The 17,658-nt window shown below is 32.3% G+C and carries 21 protein-coding genes; 20 read left to right on the forward strand and 1 reads right to left on the reverse strand.

From position 1 onward, the window contains the following. Positions 1-65: 65 nt before the first annotated feature. The 20 genes from aroF (at position 66) to DES33_RS00515 (ending at position 17,330) form a co-directional block, all read left to right on the forward strand. Positions 66-1,067 (forward strand): 3-deoxy-7-phosphoheptulonate synthase, encoded by a 1,002-nt coding sequence (gene aroF, locus DES33_RS00420; RefSeq protein WP_110057792.1) that lies wholly within the window; start codon positions 66-68, stop codon positions 1,065-1,067. Further along, on the forward strand, positions 1,055-2,086 hold the full coding sequence (gene aroB / locus DES33_RS00425; protein ID WP_110057793.1) for a 3-dehydroquinate synthase: 1,032 nt from the start codon (positions 1,055-1,057) through the stop codon (positions 2,084-2,086). The genes aroF and aroB overlap by 13 nt, the downstream gene beginning before the upstream one ends. Beyond that, positions 2,076-3,272: a 3-phosphoshikimate 1-carboxyvinyltransferase gene (locus DES33_RS00430; protein ID WP_110057794.1), complete on the forward strand. Its 1,197-nt coding sequence runs from the start codon at positions 2,076-2,078 to the stop codon at positions 3,270-3,272. The genes aroB and DES33_RS00430 overlap by 11 nt, the downstream gene beginning before the upstream one ends. Continuing rightward, entirely contained in the window at positions 3,256-4,347 is a 1,092-nt protein-coding gene (aroC, locus tag DES33_RS00435) for a chorismate synthase (protein WP_110057795.1), read from the forward strand. The genes DES33_RS00430 and aroC overlap by 17 nt, the downstream gene beginning before the upstream one ends. Beyond that, positions 4,323-4,574, forward strand: coding sequence for a chorismate mutase (locus tag DES33_RS00440; protein WP_110057796.1), 252 nt, complete (start codon positions 4,323-4,325; stop codon positions 4,572-4,574). The genes aroC and DES33_RS00440 overlap by 25 nt, the downstream gene beginning before the upstream one ends. Beyond that, positions 4,571-5,782 (forward strand): shikimate kinase, encoded by a 1,212-nt coding sequence (locus DES33_RS00445; RefSeq protein WP_110057797.1) that lies wholly within the window; start codon positions 4,571-4,573, stop codon positions 5,780-5,782. The genes DES33_RS00440 and DES33_RS00445 overlap by 4 nt, the downstream gene beginning before the upstream one ends. Next, positions 5,763-6,191 (forward strand): type II 3-dehydroquinate dehydratase, encoded by a 429-nt coding sequence (gene aroQ, locus DES33_RS00450; protein WP_094207468.1) that lies wholly within the window; start codon positions 5,763-5,765, stop codon positions 6,189-6,191. Before DES33_RS00445 ends, aroQ begins: the two co-directional genes overlap by 20 nt. 28 nt (positions 6,192-6,219) lie before the next feature. Beyond that, positions 6,220-7,263: a ribonucleotide-diphosphate reductase subunit beta gene (locus tag DES33_RS00455; RefSeq protein ID WP_035109109.1), complete on the forward strand. Its 1,044-nt coding sequence runs from the start codon at positions 6,220-6,222 to the stop codon at positions 7,261-7,263. 52 nt (positions 7,264-7,315) lie between these two features. Beyond that, the gene (locus tag DES33_RS00460) at positions 7,316-8,623 is read left to right on the forward strand and encodes a coproporphyrinogen III oxidase (protein ID WP_094224992.1); all 1,308 of its coding nucleotides are present in this window, start codon (positions 7,316-7,318) and stop codon (positions 8,621-8,623) included. After that, positions 8,616-8,996, forward strand: a complete 381-nt coding sequence (locus DES33_RS00465; protein ID WP_002835162.1) for a hypothetical protein — start codon at positions 8,616-8,618, stop codon at positions 8,994-8,996. The genes DES33_RS00460 and DES33_RS00465 overlap by 8 nt, the downstream gene beginning before the upstream one ends. A gap of 412 nt (positions 8,997-9,408) precedes the next feature. Beyond that, positions 9,409-10,365, forward strand: coding sequence for a 3D domain-containing protein (locus DES33_RS00470; protein ID WP_110057798.1), 957 nt, complete (start codon positions 9,409-9,411; stop codon positions 10,363-10,365). A gap of 143 nt (positions 10,366-10,508) precedes the next feature. Next, positions 10,509-10,991 (forward strand): CarD family transcriptional regulator, encoded by a 483-nt coding sequence (locus DES33_RS00475; protein WP_094207464.1) that lies wholly within the window; start codon positions 10,509-10,511, stop codon positions 10,989-10,991. Between the two features lie 24 nt (positions 10,992-11,015). Next, positions 11,016-12,119 (forward strand): PIN/TRAM domain-containing protein, encoded by a 1,104-nt coding sequence (locus DES33_RS00480; protein ID WP_094208948.1) that lies wholly within the window; start codon positions 11,016-11,018, stop codon positions 12,117-12,119. Positions 12,120-12,245: 126 nt separating this feature from the next. Beyond that, positions 12,246-12,941, forward strand: coding sequence for a 2-C-methyl-D-erythritol 4-phosphate cytidylyltransferase (ispD, locus tag DES33_RS00485; RefSeq protein ID WP_094207462.1), 696 nt, complete (start codon positions 12,246-12,248; stop codon positions 12,939-12,941). Then, a complete protein-coding gene (ispF, locus tag DES33_RS00490) occupies positions 12,938-13,417 on the forward strand; it encodes a 2-C-methyl-D-erythritol 2,4-cyclodiphosphate synthase (RefSeq protein WP_110057799.1) in 480 nt (159 codons plus the stop codon). The genes ispD and ispF overlap by 4 nt, the downstream gene beginning before the upstream one ends. Positions 13,418-13,425: 8 nt before the next feature. Continuing rightward, positions 13,426-14,469 carry a rod shape-determining protein gene (gene mreB / locus DES33_RS00495; RefSeq protein ID WP_094206067.1) on the forward strand — a complete coding sequence of 348 codons (1,044 nt, stop codon included), beginning with the start codon at positions 13,426-13,428 and terminating at the stop codon, positions 14,467-14,469. A gap of 85 nt (positions 14,470-14,554) precedes the next feature. Continuing rightward, complete coding sequence (locus DES33_RS00500) at positions 14,555-15,097, forward strand: rubrerythrin family protein (RefSeq protein WP_094206066.1); 543 nt, start codon at positions 14,555-14,557, stop codon at positions 15,095-15,097. A gap of 56 nt (positions 15,098-15,153) precedes the next feature. Beyond that, positions 15,154-15,417, forward strand: coding sequence for an HPr family phosphocarrier protein (locus DES33_RS00505; RefSeq protein ID WP_094223703.1), 264 nt, complete (start codon positions 15,154-15,156; stop codon positions 15,415-15,417). Between the two features lie 103 nt (positions 15,418-15,520). Beyond that, on the forward strand, positions 15,521-16,363 hold the full coding sequence (gene cdaA / locus DES33_RS00510) for a diadenylate cyclase CdaA (RefSeq protein ID WP_002835149.1): 843 nt from the start codon (positions 15,521-15,523) through the stop codon (positions 16,361-16,363). After that, a complete protein-coding gene (locus tag DES33_RS00515; protein ID WP_110057800.1) occupies positions 16,353-17,330 on the forward strand; it encodes a CdaR family protein in 978 nt (325 codons plus the stop codon). Before cdaA ends, DES33_RS00515 begins: the two co-directional genes overlap by 11 nt. A gap of 20 nt (positions 17,331-17,350) precedes the next feature. On the opposite strand, the gene DES33_RS00520 is transcribed toward DES33_RS00515, so the two are convergent. Beyond that, on the reverse strand, positions 17,351-17,542 hold the full coding sequence (locus DES33_RS00520; RefSeq protein ID WP_227930632.1) for a hypothetical protein: 192 nt from the start codon (positions 17,540-17,542) through the stop codon (positions 17,351-17,353). Between the last annotated feature and the right edge of the window lie 116 nt (positions 17,543-17,658).

The raw sequence follows: 17,658 nt of genomic DNA on the forward strand, positions 1-17,658 counted from the left end.
TTATATTATACTAAATTTTCAAGTTTTGATATACTATTATTAGAATAAGATTATCGGAGAAAATTATGATTGTAAAATTAAAAAGAAATCCTAACGAAAAGGAAGTAAAAAAACTAATAGATTTTTTAAATGGACAAAATGTCAGAGTTGACGAAACTGTTGGCGATAGATACACGATTATTTCGTTAATAGGAGATACCTCAAGCATTGATGAAAAGCTAATATCACGCTTTGATATTGTGGACAAGGTTATTAGAATAGAAGAACCTTTCAGTAAGGCAAACAAAAAATACCATCCACAACCTAAAATTGTCGATGTAGATGGTGTAAAAATAGGTGACGGAAATTTCTGCGTGATGGCAGGGCCTTGTTCTGTTGAGAGCGAGGAACAGATTATTACGATTGCTAAAAGCGTGAAGGAGAACGGAGCAAATATCCTTAGAGGCGGAGCTTTTAAGCCTAGATCTTCGCCTTATGCATTCCAAGGATTAGGCAAAAAGGGAATCGATTTGTTAATCCAAGCAAAAAAAGAAACTGGACTTCCGATTATTACAGAGATTATGGATTTGTCTGATTTGGATTATTTTAACGATGTCGATATGTTGCAAGTTGGAGCTAGAAATATGCAAAATTATTCCTTGCTTAAAGAGTTGGGACATTCAGATAAGCCGATTTTACTAAAGAGAGGTTTGAGTGCTACTTACAAGGAATGGATAATGAGCGCAGAGTACATTATGACTGGTGGCAACGAAAATGTCGTATTGTGTGAGAGAGGAATTCGAACTTTCGAAACTTATACAAGAAACACTTTGGATATTTCAGCTATTTCTGTGATGAAGGAATTGTCGCAACTTCCTATTATAATGGATCCATCACACGCAAGTGGTAAATATACTTTGATAGAACCGCTATCACTTGCATCGACTGCTGCAGGTTGCGATGGACTTATGATTGAAGTGCACAATGATCCAGAAAATGCGCTAAGCGACGGACCACAATCTGTAACTTGCGAAAGATTTAGAACTATAATGAGAAAAGTAAGGAAATTAAGGCAATGTATTCAGTAATAAATGTCAAAAATTACGATCTAATAGTTGGTCTTGATGCTTTGAATCTATCACGCGATTATTTGAAAAATTTCATAAAATCAAAAGCGATTATTATTACCGATGAAAATGTCGATAGGTATCACCACAAAACACTGGATATTTTATTAGATGAATTGGAGATTGAACATGAATTTTACGTTATAAAATCAGGAGAATCTTCCAAAAGCTTATCAGAGTACGAAAAAATAATGACTTACATGAGTATGTCTTATCACAGAAATGACACTGTGATTGCTTTTGGTGGAGGAGTCGTTGGAGATTTGGCTGGTTTTGTAGCTGCGACTTTTATGCGTGGGATTGATTTCATTCAAATTCCTACGACTGTTTTGTCAATGGTAGATTCATCCGTAGGGTCTAAAACTGGGATTGATTTGCCAACTGGGAAAAACTTGATAGGAGCGTTCAAGGATCCAAAGCTTTGCATTATTGATCCACTTTTGTTGAAAACTTTAGACGATTACGTGTTTGAAGATGGTTTCGGGGAAATTATCAAATACGCGATTTGTTTTGATGAAGAATTATTCGACATGATAAGTTCCAAAAGATACACTAAACAAAGCGATTTATCGGAAATTGTGGAGATTTGTGTGAGCATTAAAAAAGATATCGTCCTCCAAGACAAATTGGAGCAAAATTTGAGAAGATTATTAAATTACGGGCACACATTGGGACATGCTGTCGAAAAACTGTCCGATTATAATGTTATGCATGGACATGCCGTAGCTTTCGGAATGAAGTGTATGGCGAAAAAATACAGCAAGGATTACGACAGAATCTTGGAAGTTTTGAAAATGTATAATTTGAATTATAATTACGATTATTCTGAGGAAGATGTCTATGAAGTTAGCCTTCGCGATAAGAAAAACACAAAAGACATGATTAGTTTGATAGTTTCCGAAGAAATTGGAGATTGTACGGTTTTGAGTATGAACAAATCGGATTACAAAAAGGTTTTGAGTGATATTTATGAAGATTAAAACGGACAATTTACAAGGAACAGTGGATGCTATATCTTCCAAATCATTTGCACACAGGTTTTTGATTTTAGCAAGTGTTGCAGATACCGATACAACAATTATTATTAATGAATTCTCAAACGATATAATGACAACTATTGATTGTCTGAGAAATTTGGGAGTAGAAATCGACATAAACGAAAATGAAGTTACAGTTCATCCTTCGTTTTTCCAAAAAGATGTGTCTGATATTAATGTAAATGATTCGGGTTCAACTTTGAGATTTTTGCTTCCATTGGTGAGTTTCTTATCTCAAAAAACTAACGTAAAATGCACTGGAAGATTACAAGATAGGCCGATAAAAGAATTGATGGATCAATTGAAATTATCGGGTCTTACTTTTAGTGCAGATAAACTTCCTTTTACAGTTGATGGAACTTTTCATAAAATTGATTTCGAATTTCCTGGTGATGTATCCAGCCAATATATTTCTGCGATTATGATGATTGCACCACTTATTGGTGGCTGTGAAATCAAATTGACATCACTACTTGAATCTACTGGATATATCAAAATCACACAAGAATGTTTGAGATTATTTGGAGTAGATTCCGAGATTTTATTTGATAAAGTCATCGTAAAACCAGGGGCTTTAAAATCACCTGGGAAAATAATCGTAGAAGGAGACTGGTCAAACGCGGCGTTTTTCTTGTGTGCAAATGAATTGGGTGCAGATATAAACGTTCAGAACTTAAACATGGTCTCAGTTCAAGCAGACAGAAAAATAGTTGAATTATTAGAAAAAATAAATAAAAACAGAGATTACTGTGAAATAGATATATCACAAACTCCAGATTTATTTGTAATTTTGGCAGTGGTTTTGTCTCAAAAATGCGACAAATCGGTGCTAAAAAACGCCAAAAGATTGAGACTCAAAGAATCGGATAGAATTCAATCAACTTACGATATGTTAACATCATTCGGCGTAAACTGCGAGATAGAAGGAGATAATCTCGTAATCTACAAATCAGAAATGAAACCTGCTGTTGTAAATTCTTGTGATGACCACAGAATTGTAATGGCAGCAGCAATAGCATCTATCATCACGAAAGAAGTTGAAATCAATGATTGGCAAGCTGTGAAAAAATCTTATCCATCGTTTTTTGAAGAAATAGAAAGGTTGGGTAGCGATGTCATCGATAGGTAAATTAGTTAAGTTAACCGTGTGGGGAGAATCGCACGGCTCAATGATAGGTGGCGTGATTGATGGAATAGATCCAGGAATAAAAATCGATCACGAAAAATTGAGAGCACATATGAAAAGAAGATCTCCTGGAAAATCCAACACGACACTTAGAAAAGAATCAGATGAAGTTGAGTTCGTATCGGGGATTGTGAACGATACAACAACGGGGGCTCCACTATCTTTTATTATAAAAAACTCGGATCATCACTCAAAAGATTATTCAAATATTTACAATACTCCAAGGCCATCGCATGCAGACTATCCAGCAACTGTTAGATACAATGGTTTCAACGATATCAATGGAAGTGGACATTTTTCTGGAAGATTGACTGCAGTCATTAATGTGGCAGGATTTATCGCACAAGAAATATTAAAGGAATACGACATATATGTGTTCAGCCATTTGTATTCACTGGGAGATATTGTAGATGAACGATTTGATGATTTAAAGTTTACAGACTACAGTTATTTGAAGAATAGGAAAATCGAAGTAATAAACGATGAAATAATTGATAAAATATATGACAAAATAGAAGAGTTGAGAGATAGAAAAGATTCCGTTGGATCAAGTGTCGAAACTGTTGTGTATAATTTGAGATCGGGAGTTGGAGATACGCTTTTTGATTCGATTGAATCTAGATTGTCACAAAGCTATTTTGGAATTGGAGCAGTAAAATCGGTTGAATTTGGTTTGGGAAAATCATTCGACAAATCAAATGCATCTGTTGTGAATGACTGCTATTATATAGAAAACGAACAAATCAAAACAAAAACGAATTATAACGGTGGAATACTGGGAGGAATTTCGACGGGAATGCCGATAATTTCCTCGGTTACATTCAAACCACCAGCATCGATTGGAATAACACAAGATACAGTTGATTTGAGAAGTAGAACGAATACTACGTTGACTGTTGAAGGAAGACACGACCCAAGCATTGGAATCAGAGCCGTAAGCGTTATGGAATCTATTACGGCATTTGTGATTTACGATTTGTTAAAGGAGTACGGATGGAAAAATTTAGGAAAGAAATAGATAAAATTGATTCTGAAATCGCCAGATTATTAGAGAAAAGATTTGAGATTTGTTCTGAAATTGGCGATTTTAAAACAAAGAATAATATTGAAACAGAAGACAAATCGAGAGAAAAGGAAATTTTTGAAAAAATAGAACGAACAAATTTAAAATACCGCGACAATATAAAGGAAGTTGAATCCAAAATTTTACTAGAATCAAAAAAAATTCAGGATAATTTGAAATGAAATACGGATTATTAGGAAAATCTTTAAAGCATAGCTATTCCAAAGAAATTCACGAACTATTAGGATACTACAAATACGAATATTTTGAAGAAGATGATTTGGATAAATTTTTCAAAAGAAAGAATATCAATGGAATCAATGTAACTATTCCGTACAAGGAAGACGTCATAAAATACTTGGACGAAATGAGTGAAGACGCGAAGAAAATCGGATGCGTAAATACGATTAAATTTTCTGATACTATCAAAGGATATAACACCGACATCGACGGAATGGAGTATATGATTAGTCGAATTGTCGATTTGAAAGGAAAAGAAGTTGTGATTTTAGGTGATGGTGCAACTAGCAAAACAGCCGTAGAGTGTGTGAAAAGACTTCAGGCAAGAACTATTAAAGTGATTTCACGAAAAGGTGAGCATAAGTTTGAAGATGTAGATTATTACAAAAACTGCGACGTTCTAATCAACGCAACTCCAGTGGGAATGTATCCGGACAATTTGAAATCAGTTATAAAATTGGGGAAGATCAGACCAGAAGCTGTGTTCGATGTGATTTATAATCCGAATAAAACTTCCCTTTTAATGGATTGCGATAGACTTAAAATTCCTAACGACAATGGTTTGCGAATGCTGGTGTATCAAGCTGTCAAAGCGTGTGAGATTTTTACTTCTAAAAAAATAGACGATGATGTTGTAGAAAATATCGTACAGAAAATTAGAACGAAAAATATGAATATTGCACTAGTTGGAATGCCTGGAAGTGGTAAAAGTACAGTTGCTAAAATTATCGCAAAAAACACTGACAAGAAACTTGTGGATATCGACAAAATCATCACGCAAAGATACGGAAATATTAATGATATATTTGCAGTACAAGGCGAAAAATATTTCAGAAAAATAGAGTCTAAAGTTTTGGAGGAATTTTCGAAAGAAAAGAACTTGGTTATCGCAACTGGTGGAGGAGCTGTAACTGTGAAGAAGAATTTTTATTATCTTCATCAAAACTCAGTTGTTTATTGGATTGACAGACCGAACAGTAAATTATCTAGAAAAAACAGGCCGATTTACAAAACAAATACAATGCGTGAGATAAGAAAGAACAGAAATTATTTGTATCGAAGATTCAGCGACAAGTATTTCAACAATTACAACGCAAAAACAACTGCCAAATTAATCGTGGAGGATTTCAATGAAACTATATATTATTAATGGACCGAATTTAAATATGCTTGGCATAAGAGAGCCTGAAATTTATGGTAAGCTGACATTACAAGACATTGAATCCAAGATAAACTTATACTGTGCAAAAAATCAAATAGATGTAGAGTTTTATCAATCGAATCACGAAGGAGAAATCGTAGATATTATTCAAAGTGCTTACAAAAAAGCAGACGGAATAATCATCAATCCTGCAGCATACACGCATACTTCTGTTGCGATTTTGGATGCATTGAAAGCTGTAGATGTAGACACAGTTGAGGTGCATCTATCAGATGTAGATGAAAGAGAGGATTTCAGAAAACTTTCTTATGTATCACTTTTTGCAAAAAAAGTTATCAAAGGAAAAGGAGCAGATGGATATATCGAGGCTATCGATTTTTTCTTAAATAGAATATAATATAGGTATAAAAAATCAAGGAGGAGCAATGGACGAATTACAAAAACGTGGTTTATTTAATGAACACGGAGATATTGAATTATCAAAGAGAAAAATAATTAATGGCAATACTACTAATTTGAACGATTTTAATAACATAAAATACTCTTGGACAAGTGAATGGTACAGACAAGCTATGAATAATTTCTGGATTCCAGAAGAAATCAACTTGAATCAAGATATCAAAGATTACAGAAATTTATCGGAAGACGAAAAGATTGCTTACGACAAGATTTTATCGTTTTTGATTTACCTGGATAGTTTACAAACTGCACAACTTCCAAATTTGGAAGCATACATCACTGCTAATGAAATAAACTTGTGCTTATCCATTCAAGCATTCCAAGAATCTATTCACTCACAATCTTACAGTTATATATTGGATACGATTTGTTCTCCAGAAGAAAGAACAGATATTTTATACCAATGGAAAGATGATGAGTTTTTGTTAGAAAGAAATAGATTTATTGGAGATCAATACAACGACTTTTTTGAAGAAAAGAGCGAACGAAACTTCATGAAAGCTCTCATCGCAAATTATATCTTGGAAGGAATTTATTTCTATTCTGGATTTATGTTCTTCTATAATTTGGGAAGAATGGGCAAAATGCCGGGAACTGTACAAGAAATCAGATACATCAACAGAGATGAAAACACTCACTTGTGGTTGTTCAGATCGATGATTTTAGATTTGAAAAAAGAACGTCCAGAATTATTTACTGAAGAAAAAAATGCCCAATACAAAGAAATGATAAAACAAGGTTCAGAAGCTGAAATTGAATGGGCAAAATACGTTATCGGTGAAAAAATCCAAGGGTTGTCTATCAAAATGGTTGAAGATTACATCAAATACTTGGGTAATTTGAGATCAACAGGACTTGGTTTTGGAGTTATCTATCCAGGTTATGAGAGAGAAATCCCTTCAATGAAATGGGTAAGCGAATATTCTGACCCAAATAAAATCAAGACAGATTTCTTCGAAGCAAAACCATCAGCTTATTCTAAGTCAGCGATAATAGAAGACGATTTATAAAATATACCCGGCATTTTTATACAGGAAATGCCGGATTATTTAATTTAAGCATATGAAAATACAATTAGAAGACAAAAGATATCAAAAAGAGTGCATAGATATTTTTACGATATTTGATTCCAAACAAAATCTAGAATTTGGTAAAAGTGATTTTGTCGTAGGAAAAGATTATGTGAGAAAAGAGAAAACTTATCCATTTACTACAAGATTAGAATTAAAAAGAATACTATACACCATATTTTCAAGAAGATACAATTATACAAATGATTGGGGAATATTAACTGGAACGAAACCCTCTAAGATTTTGAAAAATCATACAGACGAAGAATTAAAACAAATGTATTTGATTAATGATGAGAATTTGAAATTACTTAGAGACATCGACGAAGTTCAGTCTAGCTTAGATTTTGATGAGAAAAACTACAACATTTACATCAATATTCCGTTTTGCCCAAGCAGATGCGATTATTGTTCCTTTCCTACTATTGTTTACAAAAACAACGACAGAAGAGAAGAATACTTGAGGTATCTATTAAAAGAAATAACCGAAGTCTCAAAAAACATAGACAAAAACATAATTAAAACAATTTATGTTGGAGGTGGAACTCCGACTAGTTTAGACTACACAATGCTTGAGAAATTATTGAAAGTTATTGAAAACTGTTTTGTTTCAGAAAACTTGGTTGAATACACATTTGAAGCTGGACGAGAAGATAGCTTGGACTTTGATAAGCTAAAATTGTTAAAAAAGTACAACGTGACAAGAATTAGCTTGAACCCACAAACTTTTAACGAAAAAGCACTGAAAGCTATGGGAAGGATTCAAAATAATGAGAACTTGCTTGATTTGTACACTAAAGCTAAAGACTTGGGATTTGTGATAAATATGGATTTTATACTTGGATTATTGTACGATGATGTGAACAATACAGAAAAAAACCTCGAAATTCTAAGACAGCTACAACCTGATAATATAACTTTTCACACACTGTCGATAAAAAATGGAAGTAAGTACTCACAACAATACGACAAGGGAAATTTTAAAGAAAATATTGCTGAGAAACAAATGCAATTGATAAAAAAATGGACATTTCAAAATAATTACCGTCCGTATTATTTATATCGTCAGAAAAATATTCTGAATAATATGGAAAATATCGGATATTGCAGAGATATTCCTTCCAGATACAATATCGTAATCAATGAAGAATTAGAAAGCATAATAGGATTTGGAATGACTGCTAATTCTAAAATCATAAAAGATGATATAATAAAATACACAAACTACAAAAATTTAAGAGATTATTCAGAAAAATTAGACGAAATAATAAAAAGAAAGGTGGAAATCATCAATGGGTGAACTAAAGAAAAGAGAAGAATTCAAGTCGGATAAAAGTAGAGTTTTCCAAACGATAAAAGATAGATTGTTAGACAATTCAAAACCAACAGGAGTTGAAAATCAGTACGTAATAGATAACTTGGGAGTTACAATGACCTACACTATAAAAGAAATCGTTGAAAACGAAAAAATGTACATCGATTTAAACTCCAAAAGCATAGATGGATATTTGAATTTTGATTTTGGAGATACAAATTCAGGAAGTTTTGTGGATGTTGATATGAAACTTCACAACAAATCATTATTCGGCGGATTGATGAATTTCGTAATGGATGTGGAAAAACTAGAGAATAAATTAGTGTATGAATTGAAAAAGGAATTGGGTGAATTGTAGAACATCAATGTTTTTAATTGAATAATATATGACATAGTCCTCATGATTGTAATTCAAAATTTCTTGTTTTGGATAACTTTCATGGGGATTTTTTCGTTTTATAATGACAATTTATTCTAAATCTAGTCAAAAGTACTTCAAATATTACAAAAATGTAATATTTTAGACTGTTGTACTCAATTAACAAATGAAATTAAAATTTTCTGTAACCTTTTTGTAACCCTTAATTTTCAAGCATTTAACAATTTTAAAATTTGAGCGAATAGATACAAAGAGTTCTAATGAAAACAAATATCGTTTAAATGGGCAAAAATATGTTCCTTTTTCTTGAATTATTTTTCTCGGTTTAATAAAATAGCCGAGTAGTAAAAATTAAACACAAAAAAATCTAAAAAAGAAAGAGGAGATACAAATGAATTTTAGAAAGTTAATTTTAAATTCTTCGGTTGTCATCATGACAAGTTTATTAGCATTTGTACCATCAAATTCACAAGCAAAAGATTTAAATAATGTTAAAGTAGAACAAAAATCAAGTGAAAATATACAATCAAAAAAATATTGGATAAATGATGATACAGATTTGTTTAAGGAAAAAAATGAACATAGTAAAATAATCGAAGGATTGGAACAAGGTGACAATGTAAAAGTTAAAAAAATCGGAGAAGTTTTTGCGAAAGTAAATTTCACAAAAGATGACAAAAAATTCGTAGGTTTTATTTATAAATCATATTTGTCAGAAAAAGAAGTTAAACCAGATCCAAACAAATTTGAAGGATGGGTTAACGAAGAAACTAAAGTTTTCGATTCAAAAGAAAAAGAAGCAAAAGAATTGGGAGTAATCGACAAAGACTCTGAAATCAAAGGTCATATCGATGAAGATAATTTGAGAATTACTTATTTCGGAAGAACTGCTTATATTGTTGCAAAGAATACAACAAAGGAGTCTCCAGCAGATAGAGACAAAAGATTAGCAAAAGAAAGAAAAATCCAAGCTCAAAAACTTGCAGAAAAAAGAAAAAAAGAACAAGAAGAAAGAGCTAAGAAGGAAAAACAACAAGCACAATCAGCTCCTCAAAATGTTTCAGGAAGAACTATCACAATGAGATCTACTGCTTATACTTCAGATCCTGCAGAAAATGGTGGATATTCTACAACTGCAATGGGAACGGCAATTAGATATGGTGTGGCAGCTGTGGATCCTAGAGTTATTCCATTAGGAACTAGATTGTACATTGAAGGTTATGGATACGCTAGAGCAGAAGATACTGGTGGAGCTATTAAAGGGAATAGAATCGACTTAGTATTTGGTTCAAAATCTCAAAGCAACAATTGGGGAAGAAGAACTGTTAGAGTTACAATTTTAAATTAATTAAATATTATTACTACGATTAATGAAGGCGATGAATTTCATCGTCTTTTTTGATTGACAAATACATAAGATATGATATAATAAAAAGTTTTGTTATTGAATTAAGTTTGTGATTAAGCTATAATATATAGTGAGGTGATAGTATGTTTAAAATAGGCGATAAGATTGTTTATCCTATGCACGGTGCAGGCATAATTACCGAAGTACAAAATAAAGAGGTCTTGGGAGTTAAAAAAGATTATTATATTTTGAAAATGCCAATGGGGGAAATGAAAATCTCGATACCTGTAGATAAGATAAATGATATGGGAATAAGATTTGTTGCAGAAGAAGAAACTATTCATTCTTTAAGAGATATTTTAAAGAATAGCGAAGTTGATTTTCCTTCAAATTGGAATAAAAGGTACAAAGAAAATCTCGAAAAATTGAGAACGGGAGATATAAAAGAAACTGCTATTGTGTATAAGGGTTTGTATGAACTAGATTATTCAAAAGGCCTATCCATGATTGAAAAGAAAGTACTTAATACCTCCAGAAAAATGCTTATTAGCGAAATAGCAAGTGGTTTGAATATTAAACCATCAGAAGCTGAAAGTATGGTGAACGAATTAATCGATTTAGATTAAAATATTTGTGAAAGGAGAAATATTTTGTTCAGACGAGGGATGTCAATACTGATATCTATCATCGGGGCTATTTTAGGAATTATATTTACTAATGTTATTTTCAGTAATTTTATTGAAAAATCAACTAGTGTTATTATTAAGATAGTCGCTATGATTGTAGCGGCAGTCGTATTTGGATTTATATTTTATGCTTTGGCTCCGAAATTCATATCAGTAGAATTAAAATTGATAGAATCTATTGAAGATTCTCTTAAAAAGTTCTCTCTGGTCGATATTGTTATAGGGACAATTGGTCTTGTGGTAGGGCTTATACTAGCATTTTTGATATCGCAACCATTGTTAAAATTAAATATTCCAGGGATAGGAACTGTATTGACTGTTATTTTTGAGATAGTGTTCTATATTGGAATGGGGTTTTTGGGTACAAAGCTTGCTCTTAATTATCATGATGATTTTCTCGCATTTTTCGATAGAATCAAAACTAAAGAAAAATCAAATCTCAAATTTTCAAGCAAAGATAGCAAAGTTAGACCTAAAATCGTAGACACTTCTACTATTATTGACGGTAGGATTATAGATATATTGAAGACGGGATTTTTGGAAGGAAATTTAATAATTCCAATATTTGTCATCGAAGAACTTCAACATATCGCAGATTCGGATAATTATTTGAGAAGGCAAAAAGGAAGACGTGGATTGGATATTTTAAAAACTATGCAAACTGAGTACAAGGACAAGGTTAAAGTGGTTGACAAGAGATATCCTAATATTGACAAAGTCGATTCAATGCTTGTGAAAATGTCAGAAGAATTGAATGCAAATTTACTTACGAACGATTATAATTTGAATAAGGTCGCAGACTTGCAGGAAGTTTTCGTGTTCAACATAAATGATTTGGCAAATGCTATGAGACCTGTTTTTGTAGCAGGTGAGCCGATTAATGTGTCAATCATCAAAGAAGGACGTGAAAATAATCAAGGTATAGGCTACTTAGACGATGGTACCATGATTGTAGTTGAAGATGGCAAAAAATATTTGGGACAAGTTATTGAATGTACTGTTACAAGTGTTCTTCAAACTTCTGCAGGAAAAATGATTTTTGCAAAGAAATCTGAGGGAAAAGATTAGTAGTTATAATATTTTATTTATTATTTGAACTTATTAGAGAACTATTTGTGTAGTTCTCTTTTTTATTGCAATGGCAAATCTTTTTAATTAAATTGATTTTTTGATATAATAATAATGAGGTGTTATATGGATAAATATATTTCAGCTATTATAACTGCGGCTGGATCCTCTCAAAGAATGAATAAAAAAATTCCAAAACAATTTTTGAAAATAAAAGACAAAATGATTTTGGAGATGACTTTGGATGTGTTTCAATCAATTGACGAAATTAAAGAATTCATTCTTGTAATTAGAGAAGAAGACGAAGAATTTGTACGAAATTTTATAAAAGATAAAAATTACAGAGATATAGTAATCGCTATCGGTGGAGACACAAGAGAAAAATCTACATACAATGGCTTGAATAAAGTAAATGAAAATTGTGATTTGATAATAAGCCATGATGCAGCAAGACCGTTTATTAGACGTGAAAAAATACTTGAAGCCATCGAATCTATCGGCGACTATGATGGACTTGTTGTGAGCGTTGGAGCTAAGGATACCATAAAATATGTTGACGATGATATGAGAGTTGTTAACACTCCTAATAGATCACACTTGTATATGGCGCAAACTCCACAAGTTTTCAAGTATAAGTCTATCAAAGATGCATACAAATTAGTATTTGACGAAAAAATAAATGTGACAGACGATTCATCTTTACTTGAAATCGTCGGTAAAAAAGTTAAAATAATTAAGGGCGATTATTCCAATATCAAAATAACAACACAAGAAGATTTGCTATTTGGAGAGTTAATTGCTAGAAAGAGAGAAAACGAATGAGAATAGGTTTTGGGTTAGATGTACACAAACTTGTTGAAGATAGAAAATTGATATTAGGCGGAGTTGAAATTCCACACGACAAGGGACTTTTGGGTCACAGCGATGCTGATGTTTTGATTCACGCAATAATGGATTCGATCTGTGGTGCACTTTGTTTGGGAGATATCGGCAAATTATTTCCAGACACTGATATGAAATACAAAGACATTGATTCCAGAGTTTTGCTCAGGAAAGTTTTTGAAATCATGGATGATATGGGTTATGAAGTTGGAAATATTGATTCTACGATTTCTTGCCAAAAACCTAAACTTAGAGATTACATTGATACAATGCGTGAAAATATTGCACAAGATTTGCACACTAATACTTTTAACATTTCAGTCAAGGCAACTACAACAGAACAACTTGGCTTTGAAGGCAGATGTGAAGGCATTACAGCTAACAGTGTCTGCATATTAAATAAAAAAGCTTTATAGGTGATAATATGAATTTTCGAAGAAAAATAGCAATAGATTTGGGAACTGCGTCTGTTCTTGTGTATTTACCAAACAAAGGTGTCGTATTGAATGAACCTTCAGTTGTGGCGATGAATAGTTTTAATTCCAAAATAATATCTGTTGGAAAAGATGCTAAGAAAATTTTGGGGAGAACTCCAGGAAATATTGTCGCTAAGAAACCACTAAAGGATGGCGTGGTCGCAGATTTTAATTCAACAGAAAAAATCATTTCTTATTTGCTCAGAAAAACTTTGGGCAAATCACTAATCAGACCAGAAGTTTTGATTTGTGTTCCAAGTCAAATCACACAAGTTCAAAGAAGAGCTGTCATTCAAGCTTCAAAATACGCTGGAGCATATAACACATATTTAATAGAAGAACCGTTAGCAGCAGCTATAGGCTCTGGAATTGATGTAACAGATGCAAGAGGTAATATAGTCGTAGATATCGGTGGAGGAACAACAGATGTGGCAGTGATTTCTATGGGAGGAATTGTAATTAATAAATCAATTCCTGTTGCAGGCGATGAATTTGACAAAAAAATTCAAGATTTTGTCCAAACAAAATACAATATGATAATTGGGGAATCTACTGCAGAAAAAGTTAAGATAAATGTAGGCAGCGCATATCCTAGAGATGATGGAGAGTTGTACGAAATCAAAGGTAGAAATCTGGTAAATGGATTACCAATGCACATCTACGTTTCGTCAAAAGATATTTCAGTTGCATTGAAAAAGCCAATAGATAAAATTGTAGACACTGTTCAAGAAGTTTTGGAACAAACTCCAGCTGAATTAGCGGCAGATGTTTACGAAAGAGGAATCATCATGAGCGGCGGTGGATGTCTACTGAAAGGATTGGATAAATTAATTTCTGAAAGAATTGGTGTGAACGCTAGAATTGTAGATGGTCCAATCACGGCAGTTGTTAGGGGAACTGGTAAATCATTAATGTGGATGGATAAATTAAAAGAAGACAGTGATTCTCATCAAGATTTGAGAAGAAAAGTAATTGTTAGCAGAATGAGATAAAATTGTAATTATTACAAATTGTATTCATTGTTTGTTAACGATGTGATATAATATATGTATAAAATAAAATAGGGGGTATTTTGATATGAAAATGATGACACAAGCAAATTTACAATCAGCATTTGGAGGAGAATCTCAAGCAAGAAACAGATACAACATTTGGGGGAATAAAGCTGAAAAAGACGGTTTTAAAAATGTTGCAAGATTGTTCAACGCTACAGCTGACGCTGAAAAAATCCACGCTGCATTACACTTTGATGCATTAAAAGATGTTCACGGTGATTTCGCAGTAACTAGCATGGCTGGTTTCGGAATTGGAAGCACTTCTGAAAACTTAGAAGGAGCTAGAAACGGAGAAATCTTCGAAGCAACTGAAATGTACCCAGCTTACATAGAAGTAGCTGAAATGCAAGAAGAAAAAGAAGCAGTAAGAGCTATGAGATTTGCTGTAGAAGCAGAAAAAGTTCACGCTGAAAGATTCGGAAAAGCAAAAGAATTCGTTGACGGTGGAAAAGACTTAGAAGTAGAAGAAATATTACTATGCCCAGTTTGCGGATACATAGGATTTGAAAAAATCGATGCATGTCCAATTTGCGGATGCAAATCCGAAAAATTCATAGAATATTAATTTTTTGATATAAGCCGGGTAATACCGGCTTATATTTTTAAAATCTGGAGGAAATTATGGTAGAGAAAAAGGTTTGTATAACAAACGAGATAGGACTTCACGCAAGAGCTGCATCCAAATTTTTGAATGAAGCAGTAAAATACAATTCTAATATTGAATTCATAAAAGACAATAAAACATACAGTGCTAAAAGTATTATAAGCATTTTGTCATTATCAGCGCACAAAGGATGTGAGCTTATTTTAAGATGTGATGGTGAAGATGAGCAATCAGCACTTGAAAAATTAAGCGAATTAATTGAAAACGGATTGGATTATTAAAATATAGTGTGAAAATGTTTTTACGAATAAACAGTGCTATAATCGTTTAATTTTGCGAAAAATTAGTGATAATTTATGGTATCATATAATTAAAGAAGCATAGATGGGAATGATTAATTTGGTTTTTTTGGATAAATTTTTTAATATGATCAATACACTAAGATTTTTGGATATCATAGATATCGCTATAGTTGCGGTCTGTATTTATAAATTATATATGATGATAAAAGAAACAAGGGCTGAACAACTCGTAAAAGGATTAGTTATCATATTTATTTTTGTAAAAATTAGTGATTCGTTGAAATTATACACTGTAAATTGGGTTTTGGAGAACATGATGACGGCTTTGGCTATTATGATAATAGTGGTATTCCAGCCTGAACTTAGAAAAATTTTGGAAACAATAGGTAGAAGTAATATTTTGACCAAATCATTTGCAGATATCAGAGGAGAAAAAGTGGATAAGTGCGTGGAAGAAATTGTACACGCTGTATTTTCACTTTCAAGACAAAGAATTGGTGCATTGATTATTTTCGAGAGAAGTACAGGTCTTGGAGACGTTGTAGAAACAGGCACAGTTTTAAATTCTGCGATTTCTAGCGAACTTTTGATAAATATATTCATACCTAATACTCCACTTCATGATGGTGCGGTTGTAATCAAAAATGATACTATCAAAGCGGCGGCATGTTTTTTGCCATTGTCCACAGAACAATCCATATCCAAGGAATTGGGAACAAGACACAGGGCAGCTATAGGAATGAGTGAAAAAAGTGATTGTTTGGCACTTATAGTTTCAGAAGAAACAGGTGGTATTTCAATAGCTGAACACGGTAAAATCAACAGATACGTTGATGAACCAACTCTAACAAAGATTCTGACAAAATTATACAATGATCAAGATTCTTATATTTTCAACAGAAAGGAAATAGAAGATGAAAGATAAAATAAAGAATAATTCATACTTAAAAAATATTGACTTCAAAGGATTTTATTCAAATAATCTTATAATCAAAATAGTCTGTCTTTTTTTGGCGATATTTTTGTGGTCTTTTGTAATGGGAAATAAAAACCCCGTAGTAACAAAAGATATTCCAGTAATAAACGTTGAATATCGTGGCGTAGATAAGTTAAGAGAAAATGGAAGAGTGATAATATCGCCGAAAACTCCTACAATATCTATGCGTGTGGAAGGAAGAAGAAACACAATCACTAAAATGAAAAATTCGGAAATAAAAGCTTTTGTAGATGTTAAATCTATAAAAGTTGATTCTGAAACATTACCCGTAGAGATAAGCCTTCCTCAAGGAGTTAACGTAGCAGATCAATCTGACGAAACTATTTTGGTGAAGACAGAAACAGTTGATACTGTTAAATTTCCTATAAGAATCATGAAAGTAGGAGATTTGCAGGAAAATGTAGAAATTGATTCTATTAAATTAGATCCAAAAGATATAAAAGTATCTGGAGCTAAGACGTATCTCAACTCAATTGATTACGCATCAGTCAAAATTGATCAATCAAATATTGACAAGGATATCAACTTAGATTTACCGATTAATCTAAGCTTAAAAGACGACACTGCAAGATCATACTTGACTAAATCATCTGAAAGCTGCAAAGTAATAATCGATGTATTGCTAAAAAAAGATGTTGAAATCAAACCAGTTGTGACTAATATTCCAGACGGATTGAAAATTAAGAAAGTTACATTCAGTAGACCGACAATAAAGATAAAAGGACAAGATGATGTTATAAAATCACATTCAAATATAACAACAAAAGCCATAGATTTAAAAGGTTTTAAAGAGGGAGAAAACACAGTTGATGTGACATTGGACTTGCCACAATCAATTGTACTTGCAGAAGGCTCCAACGGAAGAATCACAGCAACAGTTGTCCTGGAAAAATAATATGAAAATTAAAAACGAAACTACATTGATAACAAGTGTACTAGGTGCAATTCTAACAATAATTTCATTTTATGTGGAAAAGTTGCTGAAACTTCATCAGACTTATCAAAATTATTAAGCCAAGTAATATTTTTCTCATTGCCAATAACATCTTTTATTGGTGTGTACTTTTCATATAAAACTGAAACTTTTAAAAACTTAATAATAAACACATTGTTCTTGTTACCGATTACAAGTTTTATGTTTATAAAAAAGCGAGTGCAAACTCGTTTTTTTATTTGAAAAAGATGCACATTTTAATTGATTTTTACATTATGTGTTATAATTA

Source organism: Finegoldia magna (assembly GCF_003182075.1).
GTDB classification, from domain to species: domain Bacteria; phylum Bacillota; class Clostridia; order Tissierellales; family Peptoniphilaceae; genus Finegoldia; species Finegoldia magna.

Excerpts from the sequence above, each read along its gene's own strand:
- DES33_RS00445 (WP_110057797.1), top strand. The coding sequence starts at position 4,571 with ATGAAATACGGATTATTAGGAAAATCTTTAAAGCATAGCTATTCCAAA.
- ispF (WP_110057799.1), top strand. The coding sequence starts at position 12,938 with ATGAGAATAGGTTTTGGGTTAGATGTACACAAACTTGTTGAAGATAGA.
- aroQ (WP_094207468.1), top strand. The coding sequence starts at position 5,763 with ATGAAACTATATATTATTAATGGACCGAATTTAAATATGCTTGGCATA.
- DES33_RS00475 (WP_094207464.1), top strand. The coding sequence starts at position 10,509 with ATGTTTAAAATAGGCGATAAGATTGTTTATCCTATGCACGGTGCAGGC.
- DES33_RS00455 (WP_035109109.1), top strand. The coding sequence starts at position 6,220 with ATGGACGAATTACAAAAACGTGGTTTATTTAATGAACACGGAGATATT.
- DES33_RS00515 (WP_110057800.1), top strand. The coding sequence starts at position 16,353 with ATGAAAGATAAAATAAAGAATAATTCATACTTAAAAAATATTGACTTC.
- DES33_RS00430 (WP_110057794.1), top strand. The coding sequence starts at position 2,076 with ATGAAGATTAAAACGGACAATTTACAAGGAACAGTGGATGCTATATCT.
- DES33_RS00470 (WP_110057798.1), top strand. The coding sequence starts at position 9,409 with ATGAATTTTAGAAAGTTAATTTTAAATTCTTCGGTTGTCATCATGACA.
- DES33_RS00440 (WP_110057796.1), top strand. The coding sequence starts at position 4,323 with ATGGAAAAATTTAGGAAAGAAATAGATAAAATTGATTCTGAAATCGCC.
- aroC (WP_110057795.1), top strand. The coding sequence starts at position 3,256 with ATGTCATCGATAGGTAAATTAGTTAAGTTAACCGTGTGGGGAGAATCG.
- DES33_RS00500 (WP_094206066.1), top strand. The coding sequence starts at position 14,555 with ATGAAAATGATGACACAAGCAAATTTACAATCAGCATTTGGAGGAGAA.
- ispD (WP_094207462.1), top strand. The coding sequence starts at position 12,246 with ATGGATAAATATATTTCAGCTATTATAACTGCGGCTGGATCCTCTCAA.
- mreB (WP_094206067.1), top strand. The coding sequence starts at position 13,426 with ATGAATTTTCGAAGAAAAATAGCAATAGATTTGGGAACTGCGTCTGTT.
- aroB (WP_110057793.1), top strand. The coding sequence starts at position 1,055 with ATGTATTCAGTAATAAATGTCAAAAATTACGATCTAATAGTTGGTCTT.
- DES33_RS00460 (WP_094224992.1), top strand. The coding sequence starts at position 7,316 with ATGAAAATACAATTAGAAGACAAAAGATATCAAAAAGAGTGCATAGAT.
- aroF (WP_110057792.1), top strand. The coding sequence starts at position 66 with ATGATTGTAAAATTAAAAAGAAATCCTAACGAAAAGGAAGTAAAAAAA.
- cdaA (WP_002835149.1), top strand. The coding sequence starts at position 15,521 with ATGGGAATGATTAATTTGGTTTTTTTGGATAAATTTTTTAATATGATC.
- DES33_RS00505 (WP_094223703.1), top strand. The coding sequence starts at position 15,154 with ATGGTAGAGAAAAAGGTTTGTATAACAAACGAGATAGGACTTCACGCA.
- DES33_RS00465 (WP_002835162.1), top strand. The coding sequence starts at position 8,616 with ATGGGTGAACTAAAGAAAAGAGAAGAATTCAAGTCGGATAAAAGTAGA.